This is a genomic window from Nocardiopsis sp. LDBS1602 (assembly GCF_035818715.1).
GTDB classification, from domain to species: Bacteria; Actinomycetota; Actinomycetes; order Streptosporangiales; family Streptosporangiaceae; genus Nocardiopsis; species Nocardiopsis alba.
This window is the reverse complement of sequence record NZ_JAYLVW010000008.1, coordinates 20,898-43,721: the sequence shown is the minus strand read 5'-3', so window position 1 is coordinate 43,721 and position 22,824 is coordinate 20,898. Positions and strand designations below refer to the sequence as shown.

The 22,824-nt window shown below is 69.6% G+C and carries 22 protein-coding genes; 10 read left to right on the top strand and 12 right to left on the bottom strand.

Annotated elements, in window-relative coordinates; genetic code table 11:
- The first annotated feature begins 92 nt into the window (after positions 1-92).
- The 3 genes from U9J66_RS20735 to U9J66_RS20725 are packed head-to-tail and all read left to right on the top strand — an operon-like array spanning position 93 to position 1,334.
- Positions 93-482, top strand: a complete 390-nt coding sequence (locus tag U9J66_RS20735) for a F0F1 ATP synthase subunit epsilon (RefSeq protein WP_014912009.1) — start codon at positions 93-95, stop codon at positions 480-482.
- Between the two features lie 20 nt (positions 483-502).
- Positions 503-988 carry a DUF2550 domain-containing protein gene (locus U9J66_RS20730; protein ID WP_017536382.1) on the top strand — a complete coding sequence of 162 codons (486 nt, stop codon included), beginning with the start codon at positions 503-505 and terminating at the stop codon, positions 986-988.
- 40 nt (positions 989-1,028) lie between these two features.
- Complete coding sequence (locus U9J66_RS20725; RefSeq protein ID WP_020379975.1) at positions 1,029-1,334, top strand: MTH1187 family thiamine-binding protein; 306 nt, start codon at positions 1,029-1,031, stop codon at positions 1,332-1,334.
- Positions 1,335-1,356: 22 nt separating this feature from the next.
- On the opposite strand, the gene U9J66_RS20720 is transcribed toward U9J66_RS20725, so the two are convergent.
- The 8 genes from U9J66_RS20720 to nucS form a co-directional block, all read right to left on the bottom strand.
- The gene (locus tag U9J66_RS20720) at positions 1,357-1,953 is read right to left on the bottom strand and encodes a cob(I)yrinic acid a,c-diamide adenosyltransferase (RefSeq protein ID WP_017536381.1); all 597 of its coding nucleotides are present in this window, start codon (positions 1,951-1,953) and stop codon (positions 1,357-1,359) included.
- Between the two features lie 329 nt (positions 1,954-2,282).
- The gene (locus tag U9J66_RS20715; RefSeq protein ID WP_326338441.1) at positions 2,283-3,800 is read right to left on the bottom strand and encodes a M28 family peptidase; all 1,518 of its coding nucleotides are present in this window, start codon (positions 3,798-3,800) and stop codon (positions 2,283-2,285) included.
- Positions 3,801-4,037: 237 nt separating this feature from the next.
- Positions 4,038-4,709, bottom strand: a complete 672-nt coding sequence (locus U9J66_RS20710; protein ID WP_014908248.1) for a DUF1707 SHOCT-like domain-containing protein — start codon at positions 4,707-4,709, stop codon at positions 4,038-4,040.
- 74 nt (positions 4,710-4,783) lie between these two features.
- Entirely contained in the window at positions 4,784-5,419 is a 636-nt protein-coding gene (locus U9J66_RS20705) for a response regulator (RefSeq protein ID WP_014908502.1), read from the bottom strand.
- Positions 5,416-6,705 carry a sensor histidine kinase gene (locus U9J66_RS20700; protein ID WP_017536379.1) on the bottom strand — a complete coding sequence of 430 codons (1,290 nt, stop codon included), beginning with the start codon at positions 6,703-6,705 and terminating at the stop codon, positions 5,416-5,418. The genes U9J66_RS20705 and U9J66_RS20700 overlap by 4 nt, the downstream gene beginning before the upstream one ends.
- Positions 6,681-7,550: an ABC transporter permease gene (locus U9J66_RS20695; protein ID WP_326338440.1), complete on the bottom strand. Its 870-nt coding sequence runs from the start codon at positions 7,548-7,550 to the stop codon at positions 6,681-6,683. The genes U9J66_RS20700 and U9J66_RS20695 overlap by 25 nt, the downstream gene beginning before the upstream one ends.
- Positions 7,547-8,413, bottom strand: coding sequence for an ABC transporter ATP-binding protein (locus U9J66_RS20690; protein WP_017536377.1), 867 nt, complete (start codon positions 8,411-8,413; stop codon positions 7,547-7,549). The genes U9J66_RS20695 and U9J66_RS20690 overlap by 4 nt, the downstream gene beginning before the upstream one ends.
- A gap of 130 nt (positions 8,414-8,543) precedes the next feature.
- A complete protein-coding gene (nucS, locus tag U9J66_RS20685; protein WP_017536376.1) occupies positions 8,544-9,221 on the bottom strand; it encodes an endonuclease NucS in 678 nt (225 codons plus the stop codon).
- Positions 9,222-9,294: 73 nt separating this feature from the next.
- Between nucS and U9J66_RS20680 the strand changes: the two genes are divergently transcribed.
- The 4 genes from U9J66_RS20680 to U9J66_RS20665 all read left to right on the top strand — a co-directional run bounded on the left by U9J66_RS20680 (position 9,295) and on the right by U9J66_RS20665 (position 13,035).
- Positions 9,295-10,509: an MFS transporter gene (locus U9J66_RS20680; RefSeq protein WP_161111362.1), complete on the top strand. Its 1,215-nt coding sequence runs from the start codon at positions 9,295-9,297 to the stop codon at positions 10,507-10,509.
- Between the two features lie 67 nt (positions 10,510-10,576).
- The gene (locus U9J66_RS20675; RefSeq protein ID WP_017536375.1) at positions 10,577-11,797 is read left to right on the top strand and encodes a 3-hydroxyacyl-CoA dehydrogenase; all 1,221 of its coding nucleotides are present in this window, start codon (positions 10,577-10,579) and stop codon (positions 11,795-11,797) included.
- A 153-nt stretch (positions 11,798-11,950) separates the two neighbouring features.
- Positions 11,951-12,280 carry an ATP/GTP-binding protein gene (locus tag U9J66_RS20670; RefSeq protein WP_193789633.1) on the top strand — a complete coding sequence of 110 codons (330 nt, stop codon included), beginning with the start codon at positions 11,951-11,953 and terminating at the stop codon, positions 12,278-12,280.
- Between the two features lie 23 nt (positions 12,281-12,303).
- A complete protein-coding gene (locus U9J66_RS20665) occupies positions 12,304-13,035 on the top strand; it encodes an alpha/beta hydrolase (RefSeq protein WP_014908444.1) in 732 nt (243 codons plus the stop codon).
- A gap of 126 nt (positions 13,036-13,161) precedes the next feature.
- Here the strand turns inward: U9J66_RS20665 and U9J66_RS20660 are convergent, their stop codons facing one another.
- Both U9J66_RS20660 and mce read right to left on the bottom strand, forming a co-directional pair.
- A complete protein-coding gene (locus U9J66_RS20660) occupies positions 13,162-14,457 on the bottom strand; it encodes a DivIVA domain-containing protein (RefSeq protein ID WP_014910537.1) in 1,296 nt (431 codons plus the stop codon).
- Positions 14,458-14,868: 411 nt separating this feature from the next.
- Entirely contained in the window at positions 14,869-15,327 is a 459-nt protein-coding gene (gene mce / locus U9J66_RS20655) for a methylmalonyl-CoA epimerase (protein WP_014911239.1), read from the bottom strand.
- Positions 15,328-15,413: 86 nt separating this feature from the next.
- Here mce and U9J66_RS20650 point away from each other — a divergent pair, with 86 nt between their 5' ends.
- Together U9J66_RS20650 and meaB are read left to right on the top strand one after the other, a co-directional pair.
- Entirely contained in the window at positions 15,414-16,601 is a 1,188-nt protein-coding gene (locus U9J66_RS20650; RefSeq protein ID WP_014910138.1) for an acetyl-CoA C-acetyltransferase, read from the top strand.
- 179 nt (positions 16,602-16,780) lie between these two features.
- On the top strand, positions 16,781-17,740 hold the full coding sequence (gene meaB, locus U9J66_RS20645; RefSeq protein ID WP_014909551.1) for a methylmalonyl Co-A mutase-associated GTPase MeaB: 960 nt from the start codon (positions 16,781-16,783) through the stop codon (positions 17,738-17,740).
- A 134-nt stretch (positions 17,741-17,874) separates the two neighbouring features.
- Here meaB and U9J66_RS20640 read toward each other — a convergent pair whose 3' ends face one another.
- Positions 17,875-19,545, bottom strand: coding sequence for a glycosyl hydrolase family 18 protein (locus U9J66_RS20640; RefSeq protein ID WP_161111363.1), 1,671 nt, complete (start codon positions 19,543-19,545; stop codon positions 17,875-17,877).
- A gap of 307 nt (positions 19,546-19,852) precedes the next feature.
- Positions 19,853-21,808, bottom strand: coding sequence for a glycoside hydrolase family 18 chitinase (locus tag U9J66_RS20635; protein ID WP_161111364.1), 1,956 nt, complete (start codon positions 21,806-21,808; stop codon positions 19,853-19,855).
- 407 nt (positions 21,809-22,215) lie between these two features.
- Between U9J66_RS20635 and U9J66_RS20630 the strand changes: the two genes are divergently transcribed.
- Positions 22,216-22,737, top strand: a complete 522-nt coding sequence (locus U9J66_RS20630) for a MarR family transcriptional regulator (protein ID WP_026125341.1) — start codon at positions 22,216-22,218, stop codon at positions 22,735-22,737.
- The last annotated feature ends 87 nt before the right edge of the window (positions 22,738-22,824 follow it).

Genomic DNA, 22,824 nt, shown 5'->3' with positions numbered 1-22,824 from the left:
GGCGACGGGCGGGGCTAGTTCCCAGACGGGGCCGGGTATCGGTTCGTACTCGGCCCCGTCGAACCCACCCGCTAGCCGAGGAGTTTGTGGCAGTGTCGAAGAAGCTTTTCGTCGAGATCGTCTCTCCCGAACGTGAGATTTGGGCGGGCGAGGGCGACATGGTCATCGCGAAGACCGTCGAGGGTGAGATCGGTGTCATGCCCGGGCACGTCCCGGTGCTGTCGCTGCTCGCCGAGGACGCGGTCGTCCGCGTGCTGGGGGCCCGTGAGACCGGAGAGGTCAGGGCCGCCGCCCACGGCGGGTTCGTCTCGGTTTCGGGTGAGGGTCGGATCTCCATCCTCGCCGAGACCGCCGAGCTCGCCGAGGACATCGATGTGAACCGTGCGCGTCAGGCTCTGACGAGCGCGACCGAGGCGGGCGACAGCGCCGCCATCGGGCGCGCCCGCAGCCGTCTGCGCGCCGCAGGCGAGGAAGTCGCCTAACGAACGGGAAGGCGGAACGAGTGGTGGAACTCCTGCCGGGAGCACCGTGGTCGGGATCCCTGTGGTGGGTGATCCTCGCGCTCGTCGCCGCCCTCTCACTGGCGCTCGTCGTCGGTGTGCTGCGACGTCTGGTCCTGGTGCGCAGCGGCGGCGCCATCGAGTGTTACCTGCGGACTCGCGGGGCCAAAGGCCGCCGAGGGGCCTGGCGTGTCGGCTTCGGCCGATACGGCACGGACGACCTCGGCTGGTTCCCCGTCCTCTCGCTCAGACCGCGGCCGACAGTACGACTGTCGCGCCGCGGTCTCGTCGTTGTCGGACGTCGTGAGCCCGGCCCCGGCGACGCGCCCCTCACCCCCGATCTGACCATCCTGGAGATCGGCTGGTACGCCGAGGACGGAAGCGACCCAGAGGAGCCGGTCTACGAGGTCGCCATGGGCGAACGCCAGCTCACCGGCTTCCTGTCCTGGACCGAGTCCATGCCTCCGGGCACTCAGTGGGAGGCCTGAGAAGGTTCACAGTCGTGGACTCATGTGTTTCGATGGCCCCATGAGTACCATCGTCGCTTTCTCAGTGTCCCCACTCGGTACCGGTGAGTCCGTGGCCCCCGCGGTCGCGCGCGCGGTCAAGGTCGTGAGGGACAGCGGGCTGCCCAACGAGACCACTTCCATGTTCACCTCGGTCGAGGGGGAGTGGGACGAGGTCATGGACGTGGTCAAGCGCGCCGTGGAGGCCGCCGGTGAGGGGGCCGGGCGTGTGAGTCTGACCCTCAAGGCCGACATCCGTGAGGGCGTCACCGACGGCCTGCGCGGCAAGGTCGAGGCGGTCGAACGCGAACTCGGAGACCAGGCCTGATCCGCTCCCGGCGGCCGACGTCCTAGCGTTCGCCGCCGGGCCTCCAGAGCACCTCGTCGCCCTCGCGCGCGATGTACCGGCCGAGGATGAACAGCAGGTCGGAGAGCCGATTGAGGTATTGCGCGGTGAGCGGGTTGACGCTGTCACCGTGTTCCTCGATGGCCGCCCAGACGGAGCGTTCGGCCCGACGGACCACGATACGGGCCGTGTGCATCAACGCCACGGTGGGGGAGCCGCCGGGCAGGATGAAGCTGCGCAGCGTCGGCAGGTCCGCGTTGTAGGTGTCGCAGGCCTCCTCCAACCGGGTGACGTACTCCGGAAGCACGCGCAGGGGCGGGAACTCGGGGTCCGCGACGATGGGGGTGGACAGGTCCGCCCCCAGGTCGAAGAGTTCGTTCTGCACGCGGCCCAGGAGGGCGCGGACGTCCTCGGGGAGTTCTCCCATGGCCAGGGCGACGCCGATGGCCGCGTTGGCCTCCTCCGCGTCGGCGTAGCCGATGAGTCTGGTGTCGTTCTTGGAGGTCCTGCTCATGTCGCCGAGCGCCGTCGTGCCGGCGTCACCGGTGCGGGTGTAGATCTTCGACAGCACGACCGGCTTGTCCGTGTCCCGTTTGGTCATGGGGATCAGCCTATGCCCCGGGGGCCGTCCGTTCTCGGAGTGGTGCGTTCCGTCACGGAGGATCACCGTTCGATATCGGATGGTGTTGGTGATGTGTATCACTGATACAGTGAGAGACAAGGGAGCTACGGACAGTAGTTCTCCATGGTGTTCGCGCCGCGACACCCCCGGGCGGAACAGAGGGGGGCCGCCCGGGTGGACGGGCGCGGGGGGAGACACCGTACAGGGCGGGTGGCGTGGAACCGGGGGGTTCACGCCACCCGCCCCTCAGTGTGCCGGTGGGCCGGTCGTCCGTCTCGAACGAGAGGACGTGCCGGACGCCGCTCCTCCTACCTCACCCAGGCATCGCCCAGACGGGGCAGATCCACGACGGGCTGCGAGAGCGGGGTGACGCCGTTGACCGGCAGGGTGTTCTCGGCGAGGAACTCGATGCCGTGGGCGCCCGCCGCGGACAGCTCGGCGACGGAGTCCATGTTGATGTTCTCCAGGGTGTCCTCGGCCGTGTGGTAGTACGGGTCGAACAGCTCGCCCTCGGTACCGCCGTACCATTCGACCTGCTCGGCGGTCTTGGTGCCGTCGGCCCCGCTGAACAGACCGCCGGAGGGGATACCGGCCTGCATGAAGGCCAGGTAGTCACTGCGTCCGCTCAGTACGCCCGGCTCGCTGACCTGGCCCTGGGAGGCGAAGTAGTCCTCGAAGATCTTGGCGATGGCGCCGGAGCCGGAGGGCGCTCCGCCGGAACCGGGCAGTTCCATCCTGCCGTCGAGGACGAAACGGCCGTAGTTGTGCGAGCCGATCATGTCGAAGTTCAGGTAGAGCGCGATGTCGTCGAGTCGATCCTCGTCGAGGCTCGCGACGTACTCGTTGGAGCCGACCAGGCCGGACTCCTCGGTGCCCCAGAAGGCGAAGCGGACCTTGTTGTTCGGGTCCTCCTGCTGGGCCAGCTGGACGGCGCTCTCCAGGACGAAGGCCGAGCCGCTGCCGTTGTCGTTGATCCCGGGGCCCTCTTCGACACTGTCGAGGTGGGCGCCCACGACCACCACGTTGTCGTCGCTGCCACCGGGGGTGTCGGCGAGGATGCTGTAGGAACGCTCGGTGGTCAGGCTGGTGTCCACCTCGATGTCCAGACGCAGCTCGTCGGCCTGGCCGGCCAGTTCCTCACCGAGGGCGGGGGTGAGCCCGAGGGCGGGGATCTCGGAGCCGGGCTCGACGGTGCCCATGAGCAGCTCGTCCTCGTTGTTGTAGATGAGGGCGGCTGAGGCTCCGGCGTCTGCGGCGTTCTGCACCTTCTCACCGAAGGCGCAGCTTCCGCGCTTCATCAGCGCGATCCGGCCTTCGGGGAAGTCGGCGAACTGCTCGGGGGCGCAACCGCTGTCGTCGGTGTCGGTGGAGACGAGGACGATCTCGCCGTCGCGGACGGAGCCGGAGGCGGAGTAGGACATGGTCTCGAAGTGCTCCCCCTCCCGGTACGGGTTCTCGTCGGGGGCCACACGGGACAGGACGGTGGGGCTCTCGGCCCGCCAGGCCTCGTACTCGTACTCGTGACGGTAGGGCTCGTAGCCGGCCCGCTCCAGACGGTTCTCGACGTACTGGGCGGCGACGTCGTAGCCGGGGGTGCCGCTGGCCCGGTTGCCCCCGTTGTAGGAGGCGATGGTGTCGAGGTTCAGCAGATGGGCCTCGATCGCCTCGGCCGTCACCCGCTCGGAGAGCGGGATCTCGTCGGCGTGGGCCGGGCCGCCGGCGAGGGTGCCGGCGGCCAGTACCAGGGCGGTGAGTCCCGCCGTGGTGGTACGTCGACGTCTGGGGGACGAGCCGGTGAGGGAAGGTCCGGGGTGGCTCGGACGCACGATGCTTCCTCCGCTGAGAAGGGTCCATCTCGCCATGGCGGGGGAATGGACGCAGGGGTGGACGAGGTACCGGAGAAGCCTCGCATTCACCGCGGAGGGCGGCAAGGGAGTCCGAGGGACATTGCCACAATCAGCCACAGGTCTTACGTGGTGATGCACACTGTGATTGGATATTAGGTCCGGAATGGACGGATCGTCTTGATCTTCGAGTCCGATTCCGAGTGCCGGTCGTGAGGACTACTTCTCACCCTGGTAGCGGCGAGGCCGATACTTGATCCCCACCCCGCCCATCAACGCGAGACCGCGGATGTGCACGATCGGAGCCTCCGGATCCACGACGCTGGGCGGAGCTCCCTCCTCGATCCCGAAGCCGCCCATGATCGGCAGCCCGTGCACGCGGATCTGGATGTCGTCGGGCACGATGATCCCGACCCCGCCCATGGTCGCGCAGATCCAGATGGTGGTCTCACGATGGGTGAACCGGGCCTCGCGCAGATCGATGTCGACGCCGCCCATCACCGCGGAGGTGTAGAAGTTCTTCGGAAGGACCCAGTCCCCGGAACGGTCGGCGCCGCCCACGAAGGCCACGGCCAACGAACTGGTGGAGGAGCCGTTCACGACCCGTCCCGCCCCGTACACGGGGCGCGGCGAACGGAAGTCGGCGGGGACGGGGGCGGAACCGGAGGCGGAGGTGGTGTCCGGTAGATCCTTGGTGAGCGGCACCAGCTCACCGAGGGTCTTGGCCCGGTAGACCGCGTCGAGGCGCTCTCCGTGCTCGTCGGGGTCCAGGCGGCCTTCGGCCAGTCCCTCGCGCAGACGGTGCGCGACGGCGTCGCGGTCGGCGTCGGAGGCCCGGATCAGGTGGTTCGGGTCATCGCTGGGGGTGATCTCGCTCATCGGCTTCATCATATGACGATTCTTCCGTGGAAAACGGCCTGGAGAACCCCGGGAAATCCCTGAGAGTGCCCTGATTTCGGGGTTTCCTAACGCTCCGGAAGCAGTCCGCGTCGGAGAGCCCGGGTCACGGCCGAGGTGCGGTCTCCCACACCCAGTTTCTCGTAGATGCGCATCAGATGCGTCTTCACCGTGGTGGCGCTGATGTGCAGGGTGCGCCCGATCACCGCGTTGGTGTGCCCGTCGGCGGCCAGGCGCAGCACCTCCACCTCCCGAGGGGAGAGCGAGGGGCCCTCCGGTTCGGAACGTCGACGCACCCCGGTCAGCAGCTTCCCCGCCAGGTGTCCGCTGAGCACGGTCTCGCCGCGCGCCGCCGACCGGACCGCCTCCGCCAACTCCCCCCGAGGGGTGTCCTTGAGCAGGTAGCCCGTGGCGCCGGCCTCGACCGCGCGCAGGATGTCGGTGTCGGTGTCGTAGGTGGTGAGGACGAGCACATGGACACCGGGGTGCGCGGCGCGGATCCGTTCGGTGGCCTCGACGCCGTCGCCGCCGGGCATCCTCAGGTCCATCAGGATCACGTCCGGGGCCAGCTCGGCGGCGCGGACCACGGCCTCGGGTCCGGAACCGGCGTCTCCGACGATGTCCAGGTCCGGCTCGGTGCTGAGCATGCCTCGGATGCCCTCGCGGACCACGGGGTGGTCGTCCACCAACAGGACTCTGATCATGATGTCGAGGTCTCCTCGCTCGGAATGGTCAGACGGACGGTGGTGCCCTGCCCGGGAACGCTTTCGAGGTCGAGCGTCCCACCGACCGACTCGGCCCGGTGCCGCATGTTCGCGAGCCCGTTGCCGTGACCGGGGAGGGCGGTGTCGAAGCCGCGTCCGTTGTCGGAGACGCTCAGGGAGACACCGACGTCGGTGTAGGCCAGACAGACCCCGGTCCGGTCCGCGTCCGCGTGCTTGCGGACGTTGGCCAGGGCCTCCTGCGCCGTGCGCAGCAGACACACCTGGAGGTCGTTGGGGAGCTCCTCGGGGGTCCCCGTCACGGTGGGGGTCACCTCGATGCCCAGCTCCCTGCCCAGCCGCCCGCAGATCCGGGTCAGGGCCGAGCCCAGGTCGCCGCCCTCCACCCCGACCGCCTGACGGGCGGCCACCATCGCCCGCGCCTCCGCCAGGTTCTCCGCCGCGGTCTCGCGCATGAGCACCAGGTGACGGCGGGCGGTGTCGGGGTCGGTGTCCATCTCCGACTCGACCGCCTGGGCCAGGGTGATGATGCTGGTGAACCCTTGGGCGAGGGTGTCGTGCATCTCCCGGGCCAGACGTTCCCGTTCGGCCATCGCCCCCGCCTGTTCTGAGAGGCGGGTGGCCTCCTCCCGGCTGTGCTGGAGCTGTTCGATGAGGGAGTAGCGCTCATAGCTCTGCTCCACGATCCGCTCGAACCAGCTCCCGAACCAGAACGCGAAGGCCAGCAACGTGCCGTTGATCAGGAGGGAGATCCCGACGTCCCCCCATTCCTGTCGGCCGAGCAGACCGGACCACAGGGTCGGGACGATCAGGATCATCCCCACGGTCGGCACGGCGAGCATGCTCCCCAGGGTCATGAAGGCCAACGGGGAGAGCGCGATGAGGAGGAAGGTCAGGGCCGGGTTCAGGATCACCGCCGGCAGGGTCGGCAGGAGCAGCAGGAGCGCCACAGGAAAGGGACCGACCCAGGAGGGCTCGGCCCCGCCGGTCTGGAAGTACCGCCGGACCAGGGCGTAGTGGAGGGCGATGACGGCGAGCATGAGTCCCGCGGTCGCCCACCGCCACCGTTCCGGACCGGTCAGCAGAGCCAGCACCGTCATGGCGAGCATCGTCCCGGTGAAGTACAGGTCCCACCAGAGGCCCACGTCCCAGGCGTGCCGTTCCGGAGGGGCCGAGAGCGGGTCGTGTTCCCCCTCCCGGTCCGGCACGGTGCCGTGTTCCGGGGCCTGTGCGGTCATGGTGGTCAGCCGTCCTTCCGGGTCTTCCAACGGAACGTCGCCAGGGTCACGACCAAGCCCACCACACACCAGGCGCCCAGCGCGATGGCGACCATGTGGAGGTCCCAGGCCCCGTTGCGTTCCATCTCGGCCATGGCGTCGGGGAAGAAACCGGCGCGCATGCCCTGGGCCATCCACAGCAGCGGGAAGAGGGAGGCGCCGGTCAGCACCCAGTCCGGCAGGGCCATGACCGGGACGAAGATGCCCGAGGTGAACTGAAGGACGAGGAAGGGCACGACGACCACGGCGGAGGCGGCCTGGGCCGAGCGGGCCAGCGAGCTGACGGCGATCCCCAGAAGGGCGCAGCCGACGGTGCCGAGAGCGAACACCCAGACGATGGTCGCCCACGAGGAGGCGTCGGTGGGCAGGGAGGCGTCGAAGAACAGCGCCGCGACGCCCAACAGCAGGATCAGCTGCCCCGACGCGAGGAACATGATGAGGACGGTCTTGCCGATGAAGTAGGAGCTCGGCGGCATCGGGGTGCCGCGCACACGACGCAGCGCCCCGTGGTCGCGTTCGGCGGCGATCGCGGTGCCCAGCGTCTGGAAGCTCACCGACATCAGCCCCATGGCGATGATCCCGGGCAGGTAGTAGTCGACGGCGGGCATCCCCATGTCGAACATGCCGTCGAAGATCGCCGCGAACATGATCAGGATGAGTGTCGGCAGGGAGAAGGTGAAGACCACGCTCTCCCACTCACGGCCGAAGGATCGGATCTCCATCCATCCCCGGGACAGGCCGATGCGAAGCGCTCCCACGGGACGGCCTCGCGGAATGTCGGCCACCGTCCCCTCGGTGCAGGGGACGGCGGTGGTCTCGGTCGTGGGGGTGCTCATACCGCGGTCTCCTCGGGCACGTGGGCGTCCTCGATCATCCCGAGGTAGATCTCCTCGAGGGTGGGGCGGTGCACGCTCAGCTCCGGGATCTCCCCGGGGAAGCGCGCGCTCAGCTCGGCGACGGTCCGGGTGGGCTCCTCGGTCCGGACCTCCCGACGCGCACCCTCCTCCGACCAGGCCACCGTGGCCTGCGCGGAGGCGCGCCCGCCCAGGGAGGCGGGGGTGTCCAGGGCCCTGATCCGGCCGGCGGCGATCACGCACACCCGGTCGGCGAGGAACTCGGCCTCCTCCAGATAATGGGTGGTGAGGACGATGGTGGTGCCCTCTCGGGCCAGCCCCTGGATCAGCTCCCAGAACTCGCGTCGGGCCCGGGGGTCGAAACCGGTGGTGGGCTCGTCGAGGAAGAGCAGTTCGGGACGGCCGATGATGCCGAGGGCCACGTCCAGGCGGCGGCGCTGACCTCCGGAGAGGGAGTCCGGCATGGCCTTGGCCTTCTCGGCCAGTCCGACCATCTCCACGACCTCGTCCGGGTCGTGGGCGAGCGGGTAGTAGCCCGCGAAGTGTCGCACCACGTCGCGCACCGGCAGCTTGGGGACCATGGTCTCCTTCTGCCACACGATCCCGATCCGGGCGCGCCAGTCCGCACCGGCCGTGCCGGGGTCCCGGCCCAGGACCCGGGCGGAGCCCCCGGTCCGGGTACGGAAGCCCTCCAGGATCTCGACCGTGGTGGTCTTGCCCGCTCCGTTGGGACCGAGGAAGGAGAAGACCTCTCCTCGGGGGACGCTCAGATCGATGCCGGCGACCGCGTCGTTGTCGCCGTAGCGTTTGGTGAGGCCTTCGACCTCGATGACTGTTCCGCTCATGCCCCCAGGATTCCGGGCCCGGGGCACGGGGGGTATCCGTCGGGGAGACCGACCGTTGTCCTCCGATCGGAGGACGCCCGGGGGCGTGCGGACACGTCGGGGTCGCACACCCCCGCCGAAGGGGTCGGGGTCAGAACAGCCGGAGCGTGTCGGGTTCGATACCGCGCAGTTCGTCGTAGTCCAGGACGACGCACGCGATACCGCGGTCCTCGGCCAGGACCCGGGCCTGCGGCTTGATCTCCTGGGCGGCGAACACGCCCGTCACGGGGGCCAGGGAGGGGTCCCGGTTGAGGAGTTCGAGGTAACGGGTGAGCTGTTCGACCCCGTCGATCTCACCGCGACGCTTGAGCTCGACGGCGACGGTCCTGTTCTCGCCGTCACGGCACAGGATGTCGACCGGGCCGATCGCCGTGGGGTATTCGCGCCGAATGAGCGTGTAGCCCTCGCCGAGCGTGGTGATGTGCTCGGCCAACAGCTCCTGGAGGTGGGCCTCGACCCCGTCCTTCTGGAGGCCGGGGTCCTTGCCGAGCTCGTGCGAGGAGTCGTGCATGATCTCCTCCATCGTCAGCACGAGCTTCTCACCGGACTTGCTGTGGGTGACCGTCCAGACGTCGGGTCCGTCCTGGACGATCTCCTCGCGCAGCTTGCACGGGGGGTTCATCCAGTTCAGGGGTTTGAAGGCCCGGTCGTCGGCGTGGATGGACACGCTTCCGTCGGCCTTGATGAGGATCAGACGGGGGGCCATGGGCAGGTGGGCGGTGAGCCGGCCGGCATAGTCGACGCTGCACCGCGCGATGACGAGACGCACGGGAGGTCACGTTACCTCCTCCGGTGGGATCCCGGCGACGGTTCCCCGGACAGAGACGATCTAGGCTGACCGGATGCTCGTGCGGAATCGTTGGGTGGTCCTGTCCATCGGCATGGTCGCGCAGGTGGCCGGGGTCTCGGCGATCTTCGGGATCCCGGTCGTCCTGCCGAGCCTGCGCGAGGACTTCGGGGTGAGCACGGCCCAGGCGGGGATCCTCGCCGGACTCCCGTCGTTCGGGCTGCTGCTCACCCTCCTCCTCTGGGGCGTGGTGATCGATCGGGTGGGCGAACGCACCACCATGGTGATCAGCCTGGTGTCGACGACGGTCACGCTCGCACTGTTGTGGGTCGCGCCCGGCCTGTGGGGGGTGGCGGCGATTCTGACGCTCCTGGGCGCGGTCGGCGGCCCGGTCAACGCGGCCAGCGGTCGTCTGGTCCTCACCTGGTTCTCGGTGGAGGAACGCGGGCTGGCGATGGGGATCCGCCAGTCGGGGCTTCCCCTGGGGGTGGGGCTGGCGGCGCTGGTCCTGCCCCGGGCGGCCGAGGCGTGGGGGTTCGTGGGGGCGATGTCGCTTCCCGGGATCCTCGCGCTCCTCGCCGTCCCGCTCGTGGCCGCGGTGCCCGCGTCACCGCCGCGACCGCCCGCGATCATGACGGACCGAGGACCGACGCGAGAGGGGCCCGAGGCGTCTTCGGAGACGGAGACCGGTTCTCCCTACCGTCGGTGGCCGATCTGGCGTGTGCACGGCGTGAGCATGCTCCTGGGCGTTCCTCAGATCACCCTCATGACCTACGCCGCGCTCTACCTGGTGCAGGAACAGGGCTGGAGTCCTCCCGCCGCCGGTGTGATGGTCGCGGTCGCACAGGTGCCCGGTGCGGTGGGCCGTCTGATCCTGGGCGCGGTCTCCGACCGCGACGGGGAGAGGATGCGTCCCGTCCGTCTCCTCGCGATCGTCGCCACCGTCGCCCTGCTCCTGCTGACGCTTCTGCCCGCGTCGTTGCCCTGGAGCGCCCTGGTGCTGCTCCCGCTCTGCCTGGTCCTGACGATGTGGCACAACGGGCTCACCTTCACCTCGGTGGCGGAGATCGCGGGCACCTCTTGGGCCGGGCGGGCCCTGGCGGTCCAGAACTGGCTCCAGGCGGTCAGTACCACCCTCACCCCTCTGCTCATGGCGGTGGTGATCACGTTCGCCGGTCTTCCCTGGGTGTTCGCGGTGAGCGCGTTGTTCGCGGCCGCCGCGGTCGCCGTCGTCCCCGTCGGGCACCGGAACGGAAGGGGGAACGTGTGATCCGACGGCGGTGGAGTCCCGGTCCCCGTGCGCGACGTGGGGGGACCGGGCGTCTAAGGTGGGGCTCATGGTGCAGGAATTTGACAAGGTCGGCGTCGTTGGACTGGGCACGATGGGTGCGGGCATCGCCGAGGTGTTCGCCCGAGCGGGCTTCAACGTCGTCGGGGTCGAGATCGACCAGGCCGCCCTCGACCGCGGCCGGGGCCACGTGGACAAGTCCCTCACACGGGCGGTCGACAAGGGCAAGATCACCGAGGACGAGCGCGCCGCTATCGACGCCCGCCTCACGTTCAGCACGTCCCGGGAGGACCTCTCGGACGTGGACTTCGTTGTCGAGGCCGTCCCCGAACGCATGGACATCAAGCGTGACGTGTTCGGCGACCTCGACCGGATCTGCGCTCCCGGCACGATCCTGGCGACCAACACCTCGTCGCTGTCGGTCACCGAGATCGCCGCGCTGACCGACCGTCCCGAGAAGGTCGTCGGTCTGCACTTCTTCAACCCGGCCCCGGTCATGAAGCTGGCCGAGGTCGTCACCACCGTCTCCACCAGCGCCGAGACCGTCGATGTCGTCACCGAGGTGGCCAAGCGCGTCGGTAAGACGCCCATCACCATCGCCGACCGCGGCGGGTTCGTGGCCAACGCCCTCCTGGTGCCCTACATCAACGACGCGATCCGCCTCTACGAGCGCCGGATCGCCACCCGCGAGGAGATCGACGAGGCGGTCAAGAAGGCCGCCGGTCTCCCGATGGGCCCGCTCACCCTGGCCGACCTGGTCGGGCTCGACGTGTGCCTGGCCGTCATGGACGTGCTCTGGAACGAGTTCCACGACCCGCGTTACTCGGCCTCCCCGCTGCTGCGCCGGATGGTCGCCGCCGGCCGCCTGGGGCGCAAGACCGGTGGCGGTTTCTACACCTCCGCCGACGACGCCCCCGAGCCGCTCCCCACCGGCCGTCTCGCGGAGATGGTGCGCGAGGAGGAGTCCCTCGACCTCGGCGAGATGCTCATCGCCCCGCAGATCGACGACGCCCTGCGCATGATCGGCGACGGGTACGCCTCCGCCAAGGACGTCGACACCGCCATGCGGTTCGGTTGCGGCTACCCGAAGGGCCCCTCCGAGTTGCTGGAGGAGCGCGGCGCCGAATCCGTGATCACCACACTGGTCGCCATGTCGGAGTACGGCCTCACCACGATCGCCGTGCCCGCCCCGCTGCTCATGGACATGCTGCCCGACGTCGACGAGTCCGACTCGCACGGCGGCGGAGGCTGCGCCTGCCAGGGACACTAGCTCCTCGGACCGGACCCGGGCGCCGGTGGGACGTGATCCCGCCGGCGCCCGATCGATGTCCGGAGGACCACACGGGCCGGGGCCGCCGAGGTCACGCTCCCGGCGGCCGGGGCGCGGCGGTGGGCACTGGTGCTCCTCTCCTACCCTTGAAGGGTGAGTCCGCGCCGTAACAGTTCACGCCGTAAGTCCGCCCGAGGCCGCAAAGACGCCTCCGGTCCCGCCGACGAGGACGCCCTCATGCTGCGCATAACCGGGGGCCAGCGTCGAGAGACCGGGCCCGACGGCGAGTACGTCATACGCAGCATCCCCGGCGCGGCCGCCACCAAGACCTATCGTTGCCCGGGCTGTGCCCAGGAGATCCCCACCGGGATGGCGCACGTGGTCGCCTGGCGCCCCTACGGCGACGGCGAGGACCGACGGCACTGGCACTCCTCCTGTTGGGAACGGCGCTCGCGACGTTCGCCCCGGGCACCCCGTCACTGATCCCCGCACTGAAGAGAAGAGCCATGGAGATCCGAGCCACCACGGTGCTGCCCGCCGAGCGCCGCCCCATCACACTGCACACCGCCGACGGGCTGGAGCTGGTCGGTGAGCTGGCGATGCCCGAGGGCGGGCGCCCCGACGCCACCCTCGTGTGCCTGCACCCGCTGCCCACGGCCGAGGGCATGATGGACAGCCACGTCCTGCGCAAGGCCTCGTTCCGCCTGCCGGCCCTGGCCAACGTCGCGGTACTGCGCTTCAACACCCGAGGCACGACCTCACGTCACGGCACCAGCCAGGGCGAGTTCGGCGAGGGGGAGACCGAGCGGTTCGACGTCCACGCCGCCATCGAGTTCACCGAGTTCGAGGAACTTCCGAACCCGTGGCTGCTGGGCTGGTCCTTCGGAACCGAACTGGCGCTCAAGTGGGGTTGCGACCCCCAGGTGATGGGCGCCCTCCTGCTGTCGCCGCCGCTGCACCGTGCCGGAGAGGCCGACATGAAGGTCTGGGCGGACTCGGGCAAGCCGGTGGTGGCGCTGGTGCCCGAACACGACGACTACCTCAAGCCCGACGAGGCCCGGCGGCGTTTCGCGCCCCTCACCCAGGCGGAGATCATCGCGGTCGACGGGGCCAAGCACCTGTGGGTGGGGGAGCCGTACGTGCGTCGGGTCCTCGACGAGATCGTCCGTCGGGTCAACCCGAAGGCCTACCCGCTGCCCACCGAGTGGGACGGCCCTTGGGAGAAGGACGTCGTCTGACCCTTCCCGGAGCCCGGGCACCCTCGACGAGGGTCTCCCCGGCCCGGTACGCCGAAGGGCCCGGCACCCCACGCGGGGTGCCGGGCCCTTCGATGTGTCGGAGGGACACCGCCGGGTCGGCCGTGCCTACTCCTGCCACCAGTCCTCGTCGTCGGAGCCCTTGCCCGAGTGCGCGGGCTGCTTCGGCTCCTCGGCGGCCGGGGCCGGAGCGGCGGGGGCCGCCGGAGCGGACTCCTGCTGGATGGCCGCGGGGGCGGCCGGGGCGGCCGCGGCCGGAGCGGCACCGCCACCGAGCAGCTGACGGAGCTGCTGAAGGTGCGACTGGATGCTGTCGCGCTGGCGGTTGAGCTCGTCGACCTCCTTGTTGGCGGCGGTCATGATCCGGTTGGCCTCGGACTTGGCGTCGTTGAGCTGGTGCTCGGCCTTGGACTTGGCGTCGGCCTCGATCTGGGCGGCGTTCTTCTTGGCGTTGCCCAGGAGCTGCTTGGCGTGGTTCTCGGCCTCGCGGCGGGTCTGCTCGGCCTGCTGGCTGGCCTTGGTGGCGCGGTCCTCGGCGCTGCGGGCCCGCTCCTCGGCCTCGTTGACCATCTGCTGGGTGGCGGCCTGGGCGGCGGCCAGACGCTCGGCGTCCTGACGCTCGACCTCGGCACGGCGGTCGGCCAGCTGGAGCTCGAACTGGTCCTCGGCCTCGGTGCGGCGGGCCTCGGACTCGGCGTAGGCGCGCTCGGCGTTCTTGCGCAGCTCCTCGGCCTGGCTCTTGGCGGCCTGGATGGTCTCGTCGCGCTCGCGCTTGGCGGCGGCACGGGCCTGGGCGCACTCGCGCTCGGTGGTGGTGCGCAGCTTGGCGATCTCGCCCTCGAAGGTCGCGCGCTTCTCGGCGATCTCGTGGTCGACGGCGGAGCGCTTCTTCTGCACCTCGCGCTCGGTGGTGGAGGCCAGCTCGTCGGCCTCACGGCGGGCGGTGGTGGTGATCTCCTCCGCCTCGGACTCGGCGGACTGGCGCTGCTCGTCGGCCTCGCGCTGGGCGAGGGTGCGCACCTCGGTGGCCTCGGACTCGGCGGCGGCGCGCATCTCGGCGGCCTCGATCTTGGCGGCCGAGCGGATGTCGTTGGCGTCGATCTGGGCGCTCTGGACCAGCTCGTTGGCCTGCTCCTCGGCCAGACGCAGCAGCTCCTCGATCCGCGAGCCCAGGCCGGAGTAGGAGGGGCGCTCGCGCTCCTGGAGCTGACGGTCCTTGGCCGCGAGCTCGGAGTTGAGCTTCTCGACCTTCTTGTTGGCCTGCTTGACCTCGTTGCGGAGGCCGGCCGCGTAGTCGTCTACCTGGGTGCGGTCATAGCCACGCAGCACCACGTCGAATTCTTGAGGGGTGTTGTCTTCGTCGAAGATGTTGTTGAGCTGGGTGTCAATGTTGTTTGACGACATGTGGCGGAATCCTGAACGGGTGCGAGACGGCTACTTGCGAACTGCCGGAGGCGGCGGGAGGGCGGCTGCACGCCCCTGGTGGACGGGCGGGTGAGTCCGGGACGTGAGAGCCGGGATACGGGCGGTCGATACGACGGTAGGACCCTGATCGCCTCCAATGGGTCGCCCCCGTGTGATGACATCGGTGGGCGCGACCGACCCGGTTCACGACCGGACCGCGGGACACGGATCGACGCCGGAGGAAAGACATCCGGCGGCTAGCCGACTTTATCAAGCACAGGCCCCTGGGGGAGGGGGTTTCGGGTAACTTCCGGTGGGGTCGAAGGTCAACCACGCCTATAGTGTGCAAGATGTGATCCGTCCGGAATGATCTCGTGACGTGGAGAGACCGTTCGACGGCTCAGCGTGTCCTCAATGTGCGCTCTGTACCAATTCGGTGAGGACACCCCCACAGTCCTTCGGGTGGAGGAAGACGATCCGGGAACCGGCGGTCCCCGTACGGGGCTCGGAGTCCAGTACCCGGACCCCGCGCTCACCGATCCCGGCGGCGCTCGCGGCGACGTCGCCCGTGCCGAAGGCCAGGTGGTGCACGCCCTCGCCGTTCCGGGCCAGGAACTTCGCCACCGGAGAGTCCTCCCGGGTCGGTTCCAGGAGTTGCAGATACGTGGCGCCGCCGTCGTCGGTGCCGTTGATCCGGAGCATCGCCTCCCGCACGCCCTGCTCCTCGTTCACCTCTTCGTGCTCCACCTCGAAGCCGTACGTGCTCCGATAGAACTCGATCGAGGCGTCGAGGTCCCGGCAGGCGATGCCGACGTGGTCCAGTCGTGTCAGGCCGGAGAACGGGCCGGTGGGGCTGGGTGCGTTGCTCACGGGGCGAACCTCCCGAACGTCGATGAGGGCTGTGTGGGTATCGTTGCAGACCAGGTGCGTCACCCATCACTTGGAGGCCAGTTAAGATGCCCGGTTCCGTCATCGTCGGTGGGGCACGGACCCCCACCGGCCGACTCCTCGGCTCCCTCGCCGGGTTCTCCGCCGCAGACCTGGGCGGTTTCGCGATCAAGGCCGCCCTGGAGCGCGCCGGTATCAGTGGTGATCAGGTCGGCTACGTCGTCATGGGGCAGGTGCTCCAGGCCGGCGCGGGCCAGATCCCCTCACGCCAGGCCGCGGTCAAGGCCGGCATCCCCATGGACGTCCCGTCGGTGACCATCAACAAGGTGTGCCTGTCCGGTCTGGACGCCATCGCCCTGGCCGACCAGCTCATCGCCGCCGGTGAGTTCGACATCGTGGTCGCGGGCGGCATGGAGTCCATGACCAACGCCCCGCACCTGCTCCCCAAGTCCCGCAAGGGCTACAAGTACGGCTCCATCGAGGTCATCGACGCGACCGCGCACGACGGCCTCACCGACGCCTTCGAAGGCGACTCCATGGGCGCCTCCACCGAGCGGCACAACGGGAAGCTCGGCATCCTGCGTCCCGAACAGGACGCCTTCGCCGCCCGTTCCCACCAGCGCGCCGCCGCCGCGGCGGAGAAGGGCCTCTTCGACGAGGAGATCGTCCCCGTCGAGATCCCCCAACGCAAGGGCGACCCGATCGTGTTCTCGCACGACGAGGGTGTCCGCCCGGACACCACGGAGGAGAGCCTGGGCCGGCTCCGCCCCGCCTTCGACCGTGAGGGCACCATCACGGCGGGCTCCTCCTCGCAGATCTCCGACGGTGCCGCCGCGGTGGTCGTGATGAGCCGGGCCAAGGCCGAGGAGCTGGGCGTGCCCGTCCTCGCCGAGATCGGCGCGCACGGGAACGTCGCCGGCCCGGACAACTCGCTGCACTCCCAGCCCTCCAACGCCATCAAGCACGCCCTGACCAAGGCGGGCCGCTCGGTGGAGGACCTGGACCTCATCGAGATCAACGAGGCGTTCGCCGCGGTCGGCATCCAGTCCACCAAGGACCTGGGCGTCTCCGAGGAGATCGTCAACGTCAACGGCGGCGCCATCGCGATCGGTCACCCGATCGGCGCCTCGGGGGCTCGCATCGCCCTGCACCTGATCCACGAACTGCGCCGTCGTGGCGGCGGCCTCGGTGCCGCGGCCCTGTGCGGCGGCGGTGGCCAGGGCGACGCCCTGCTGTTCTCGGTGCCCGCCGAGTAGCCGCCGAACACCCGAGTACGACCCCGGCCGCCCGGGCAGAGGCGGCCGGGACCGAGCAGCACCCACCAACCGAGAAGAACACCGTGCCTCCGGGAGACCCCCGGAGGGGCACGACGCACCTGAACCCACGGGGCGGGGGCCATGAGCCCCCGCCCCGAGCGGTCGAGTCGAGGAGTCACATGAACGCCCCCGAGTTGGTCGAACGGGTCCACGGCGGTGACCGCAGGGCGCTGGCCCGCGCGATCACCCTGGTGGAGAACGGCGCCGAGGAGTTGCGCCCCATCATGGCGGGGCTGGCGCCCCACACCGGTCGGGCCCGGGTGGTGGGCTTCACCGGTTCCCCGGGGGTGGGCAAGTCCACCACCACCAACGCCGTGGTGCGTGCGGTGCGCGCCCAGGGCAGGACGGTCGCCGTGCTCGCGGTGGACCCCTCCTCGCCCTTCACCGGAGGCGCCCTGCTGGGCGACCGGGTCCGTATGCAGGAGCACGCCACCGACCCGGGCGTCTACATCCGTTCCATGGCCAACCGCGGCCACCTGGGCGGGCTGTCGTGGGCGACCCCGCACGCGCTCCGGGTCCTGGACGCGGCCGGTTTCGACGTCATCCTGGTGGAGACCGTGGGCGTGGGCCAGGCGGAGGTCGACATCGCGGGCCAGGCGGACACCACGGTGGTCCTGTGCGCGCCGGGTATGGGCGACTCGGTCCAGGCGGCCAAGGCCGGTGTCCTGGAGGTGGCGGACGTGTTCGCGATCAACAAGGCCGACCGGGACGGGGCCAGGGTGACCCTGCGCGAACTCCGCCAGATGATCGCGATGAAGGACCGTACCGACGAGGAGTGGAAGCCGCCGATCGTCATGACGGTGGCCGCCGAGGACAAGGGCGTCGACGAGCTGTGGGAGCGGATCGACGGACACTTCGCCCACCTGGAGTCCTCCGGGGAGCTCGCCGCGCGCCGGAGCGCCCGAGCCCGTGACGAGGTCCAGGCGATCGTGCTGGACCTGCTGCGCTCCCGTCTGGGCGGGGTGGAGACCGACGGCGGTCTGGACTCCCTGGCCCGCGAGGTGGCCTCCGGAGAGCGCGACCCCTACGGCGCGGCCGACCTGTTGCTCAAGGAGCTGGGCGCGACCTCCGGCCTCTGAGGGGGCCGGGACACAAGGCGGACGGGGCGGACCGTCGCACGTCGGTCCACCCCGCCCCGGCGGCGGTGCTCCCCGGATCAGAGCACCGACGCCGTTCTCTCCCGTCCGCCCCGAAGGCCGGACGGAGGTCTTTCCTACCGGCCCAACGCCGCGTCGATCGCGGTGATGAGGTTTCCGTCGGCGTCGTCGCCGTCGATGGACCAGATCATGACGCCGCCGAGGCCGTTGTCCATGGCCCACGTGGTCTTCTGGTCCATGGAGATCTCGTCGTCGTAGGTCCAGAAGGTCTCGCCGTCGTAGAGCCAGGCGGTGCCCAGGTCGTCGTCACGGTGCACCTCGAAACCGGACAGCTCCTTGAGCGCCTTCCAGTCCTCGGTCCCGTCGGCGTAGAGGCCGGGGGCGGGGCCCGAGGCGGACTGGAAGAGTCCGTCTCCGGCGGGTCCAGGTTCGACGCCGGTCCATCCCTGTCCGTAGAAGGGCACGCCCAGGACGATCTTCTCCGGGTCGACGCCGCGCTCCAGGTAGGCCTCCACGTTGGTGAGGGTGGAGATCACCTCGCCCGGGTCGTTCGGGTCGGGCAGCAGGTTGGACTGGTGGTTGGTGGTCGTCTCCCAGGTGCCGTGGTAGTCGTAGCCCTGGACCGTGATGAAGTCGAAGTCCGGCATGATCTCGTCCAGCTCGTAGCCGCTGTCCAGACGCCAGGCGCCGGCGGGCATGAACGAGCTGAGTTCGAAGTGACGGCCGGTCTCCTCGCCGAGGGCGTCGAGCTGCTCGCGGAACTCCCGGACCAGGGCGGTGAAGTTCTCCCTGTCCTCGGGGCGCACCGTGTTGTGCGGGTTGCCCTCGGAGCCGGGCCACTCCCAGTCCAGGTCGATGCCGTCGAAGATCCCGTAGGCCGCGCCCTCGCCGCCCGCGCCGTCGATGACGGGCAGGTCGCCGCGCAGGTACAGGTCGACGCAGGAGGAGACCATGCGTTCACGTGACTCGGGGGTGAGCGCCGCGTCGGAGAAGTGCTCCGACCAGTTCCAGCCGCCCAGGGAGATGCTGATGACCAGCTCCGGGTAGAGCTCCTTCAACTTCCTGAGCTGGTTGAAGTTGCCGCGCAGCGGCTGGCCGGGGCCGTCGGGGGCTCCGTCGACGCTCTCGGAGGCGGGGACGGCGCGACCGTAGTCGGCGAGCGCGTCGCCGTCCTCGGGGTCGTTGGTCATGAAGCACTCACCGTCGGAGCCCACGTTGCCGAAGGCGTAGTTGATGTGGGTGAGCTTGTCCGCGCTGCCCGAGTCGATGAGGTCGCGGACGTGGTAGTCGCGCTCCTTCACCCCCCATTGGGTGAAGTAGGCGACACTGAGCTCGTCGTGCTCGGGGCCCTGGGAAGGGGTGCCCGCGCAGTTCGCGCCGTTGATGGAACAGTCGAGCAGGTGGGTGTTGCCGCCCTCGTGGACGCCGTTGAAGCCGAAGACGTAGCTCCCTCCGGCGGGGACGACGGCGCCCCAGCGCGGCGGCGTGACGGTGTATCCCTCCTCGGCGGTGCCCTCGACGGTGGCGTTCCACAGTTCGTGCACCCGGCCGCCCTCGGGCAGTTCGAATTCGAGGGTCCAGTCGGTGAGGTCCGCGCCGGAGGCGTTGTGGACGGTGATCTCTCCGCTGTAGCCGGTGTTCCAGCGGGCGGACTCGACGTAGGTCACGGTGAGGTCGCCGGTGTCGACCGTCTCGGCCGCGACGGGAGGGGCGGCCAGGGCGAGCGGTGCCGCCAGCACTGCCGCGGCGGGTACCGCGAGGGTCTTCCTGAGTCGTCGTGCGCTCACGTCGGGGGTCTCCTGGAGGGGGCGGAGTCAGGCGCCGGGCCCGGGGGTGGGCCCTACTGACGTGGGGGGATAAATTTTTAGGAAACTTAACTAATAATTACCGGCGGCGTCAACGCCCCGTGAGGAAGTTTCTGGGGGAGCGGCCGAGGCCGCCGGGCGGACGACGGATCTTTCGAGTTGACGGACCGGACCAGTGCCCGCGGGGACATTGTCCCCTTGTGGCCACGGCGACCCATTGACTCCTCACTTCGGGGGAGATAAAAGGCCCCGGCCGTGCGGCCGGGGCCCGTAACGGTGCGAGAAGGCTCTAACGGAGCGCCGCGTCCACCGCCGTGATGAGGCTGCCGGAGGTGTCGTCGCCGTCGATGGACCAGATCATGACGCCGCCGAGGCCGTTGTCCACGGCCCACGTGGTCTTCTGACCCATGGAGACCTCGTCATCGTAGGTCCAGAGGGTGTTCCCGTCGTAGAGCCAGGCGGTGCCCAGGTCGTCGTCACGGTACAGATCGAACCCGGGCAGGTCCTTGATCACCTTCCAGTCCTCGATGCCGTCCTCGTAACTCCCCGGGGCCGGACCCGTCGAGGGCTGGAAGAGGCCGTCTCCCTCCGGGCCGGGCGCGACGCCGGTCCACCCGCGGCCGTAGAAGGGCAGCCCGAGCACCATGTCCGAGGGGTCCACCCCGCGGTCGAGGTAGGCCTGGACGGTGGTCTCGGTGGAGAAGACGTTCGCCCCGGTGTCCCTCGGGTCCGGCAGCAGGTTGGACTGGTGGTTGGTCGTGTCCTCCCAGGCTCCGTGGTAGTCGTAGCCCTGGACCGTGATGAAGTCGAAGTCCGGCATGAGCCGGTCCATCTCGAAGCCCAGGTCGATCTTCTCGGGGTCGGCCGGCAGGAAGGCGGTCAGCTCGAACCCGCGCCCGGTCTCGGCCTCCAGGGCGTCGAGCTGCTCGCGGAACTCCCGGACCAGGGCGGTGAAGTTCTCCTTGTCCTCGGGGCGCACGGTGTTGTGCTCGTGCCCCTCGGAGCCGGGCCACTCCCAGTCCAGGTCGATGCCGTCGAAGATCCCCGCCGCGGAGCCGGGGCCGCCGGCGCCGTCGAAGATCGGCAGGTTGCCGCGCAGGTACAGGTCGATGCAGGAGGAGACCATGCGTTCACGCGACTCGGGCGTGAGAGCCGCGTCCGAGAAGTGCTCCGACCAGGTCCAGCCGCCGAGGGAGAGGTTGACCTTCAGGTCGGGGTGGATCTCCTTCAACTTCCTGAGCTGGTTGAAGTTGCCGCGCAGGTCCTGACTCCACTGGTCGGCGACCCCGTCCACGCTCTCGGCGGCGGTGAAGGAGCGGCCGTAGTCGGCCCAGGCGTCGCCCTGGCCGGCCTGGTTGGCCATGAAGCACTCGCCACCCGCGTTGACGTTGCCGAACGCGTAGTTGATGTGGGTGAGCTTCTCGGCGCTGCCCGAGGTCTCCAGATCGTTCACGAGGTAGCCGCGATCGTAGATCCCCCACTGGGTGAAGTAGGCGACCCGCAGGTCCTCGGCCGGCAGGGAGGGCCCGCCGTCGTCCGCCTCCGTGGTGGCCTGGACGGCGCCGCTCTCGGGCCCCCGGTTGCCGGAGGTGTCATAGGCGCGGACGGTGAAGGAGTAGGAGGTCTCCGGGTTCAGGCCCGCCACGGTGGCGGAGAGGGTGTCGGCGTCGACGGCGCGGACCACCCCGCCCTCGGAGAGGATCTCGTACCCGGCCACGGCGACGTCGTCGGTGGCCTCGCCCCACGAGAGCGACACACTGGTCGCCGTGGTCCCGGTGACGGTCAGGCCCTCGGGTGCGGTGGGCGGTTCCCCGTCGGGTTCGCCGGAGCCGCCGGAGCAGGGTGAGCCGTCGATCAGACAGTTCTCGGGGGTCGTCTCTCCTCCGGAGTGGACGCCGTTCCAGCCGATCGAGTAACCGCTTCCGGCGGGGACGACGGCGCCCCACGAGGGCGGCCTGAGGGTGTGGACGCCGCCGGAGACGGACAGGGTCGCGTTCCAGGCGGTGGTGATGGAGGTGCCCGCGGGGAGGGTGAACTCCACGGTCCAGTCGTCGAGAGCGGCCGCGGAGGCGTTCTCGATGGTGAGCTGTCCGGCGTAACCGTTGTCCCAGCGGCTGGTCTCGACGTAGGTCACGGTGACGTCGGAGGACTCGGCCGCGGCCGGGGTGGGTGCCAGTGCGAGGGGGAGGGCGAGGGCGGCGGTCGCCAGGACCGCGAGCCGTCGTCGGAGGGGTCGTGCTCTCATGTCGATGTTCTCCTGCGCTGTGGGGGAGAAAGGGGGGATGGTGGCCGAGCCGAAGGGCCGGGCCGTGAGAGAACGGGGCGACGGAGGAAGGGAGGGGCACGGGCGTGCGCGGAGGAGGGGGAAGAGTGCATCATCGCGCCTGTGACGTGGGCCATTAAATTATTAGGAAACTTAACTATCCGTTTTTGGGTCGTCAATGAGCCCAAGGCGACTTTCTTCGTGTTCCCGGCTCGGAACCCGGGGAGCGACCGGCTTTGTCGAGTTGGCGGACCGGACCACCCGTTTCCGAGGTCGCGTCCCCTTGTGGCCACGTTCGGGCCGTTGACGAGGGGGAGCGTCCGGGGTAGGGCGGAACGGCGGGTTCCGGGGGTGGGAGGAAGGCCTAGAGTGACGGCGTGGGAAACCCTTTGAACCTTCCGTTCGACCCGATCGAACGCGCTCATGACAACTGGAGCCAGAGATGGGGGGCCTCGCCCGCGATGGCGGCGGTCACCTCCCTCATGAGGGCGCAGCAGATCCTCATCGGGGAACTGGACGGCGCGCTCAAGCCCTTCGGTCTGACCTTCGCCCGCTACGAGGCGCTGGTCCTGCTCACCTTCAGCAACTCCGGAGCCCTTCCGCTCGGCAAGATCGGCGAGCGGCTCATGGTGCATCCGACCAGCGTCACCAACACCATCGACCGGTTGGAGGGGCAGGGGCTGGTGCTCCGCCGCCCCAACCCCAGCGACGGTCGCGGTGTGCTCGCGGAGATCACCGAGTCGGGGCGCCGGGTCACCGAGGAGGCCACCCGGGCCCTGCTCGACATGGAGTTCGGGTTGGGCTGCTACTCCGACGAGGAGCTCTGGAACATGCACGAGATGTTCGTGCGGCTCCGGGTGGACTTCGGTGACTTCCCGGCCCCGGTCGCCGAGGGGGCGCGTCCGTCCTGACGGTGCGTCACCGTCCCCGGCCATGGCGGTCACGGCGGCGGGGGCGGCGCCCCGCGCTGCTGTACATCATTAGTTGGACGTCCTACT

What these genes read in the sequence shown, in the direction of transcription:
- U9J66_RS20695 (WP_326338440.1), bottom strand. Translation starts at nt 7,550, where the DNA reads ATGAGCACCCCCACGACCGAGACCACCGCCGTCCCCTGCACCGAGGGG.
- U9J66_RS20660 (WP_014910537.1), bottom strand. Translation starts at nt 14,457, where the DNA reads ATGTCGTCAAACAACATTGACACCCAGCTCAACAACATCTTCGACGAA.
- U9J66_RS20690 (WP_017536377.1), bottom strand. Translation starts at nt 8,413, where the DNA reads ATGAGCGGAACAGTCATCGAGGTCGAAGGCCTCACCAAACGCTACGGC.
- U9J66_RS20680 (WP_161111362.1), top strand. Translation starts at nt 9,295, where the DNA reads ATGCTCGTGCGGAATCGTTGGGTGGTCCTGTCCATCGGCATGGTCGCG.
- U9J66_RS20650 (WP_014910138.1), top strand. Translation starts at nt 15,414, where the DNA reads ATGCCCGGTTCCGTCATCGTCGGTGGGGCACGGACCCCCACCGGCCGA.
- meaB (WP_014909551.1), top strand. Translation starts at nt 16,781, where the DNA reads ATGAACGCCCCCGAGTTGGTCGAACGGGTCCACGGCGGTGACCGCAGG.
- U9J66_RS20705 (WP_014908502.1), bottom strand. Translation starts at nt 5,419, where the DNA reads ATGATCAGAGTCCTGTTGGTGGACGACCACCCCGTGGTCCGCGAGGGC.
- U9J66_RS20725 (WP_020379975.1), top strand. Translation starts at nt 1,029, where the DNA reads ATGAGTACCATCGTCGCTTTCTCAGTGTCCCCACTCGGTACCGGTGAG.
- U9J66_RS20635 (WP_161111364.1), bottom strand. Translation starts at nt 21,808, where the DNA reads ATGAGAGCACGACCCCTCCGACGACGGCTCGCGGTCCTGGCGACCGCC.
- U9J66_RS20710 (WP_014908248.1), bottom strand. Translation starts at nt 4,709, where the DNA reads ATGATGAAGCCGATGAGCGAGATCACCCCCAGCGATGACCCGAACCAC.
- U9J66_RS20675 (WP_017536375.1), top strand. Translation starts at nt 10,577, where the DNA reads ATGGTGCAGGAATTTGACAAGGTCGGCGTCGTTGGACTGGGCACGATG.
- U9J66_RS20720 (WP_017536381.1), bottom strand. Translation starts at nt 1,953, where the DNA reads ATGACCAAACGGGACACGGACAAGCCGGTCGTGCTGTCGAAGATCTAC.
- U9J66_RS20665 (WP_014908444.1), top strand. Translation starts at nt 12,304, where the DNA reads ATGGAGATCCGAGCCACCACGGTGCTGCCCGCCGAGCGCCGCCCCATC.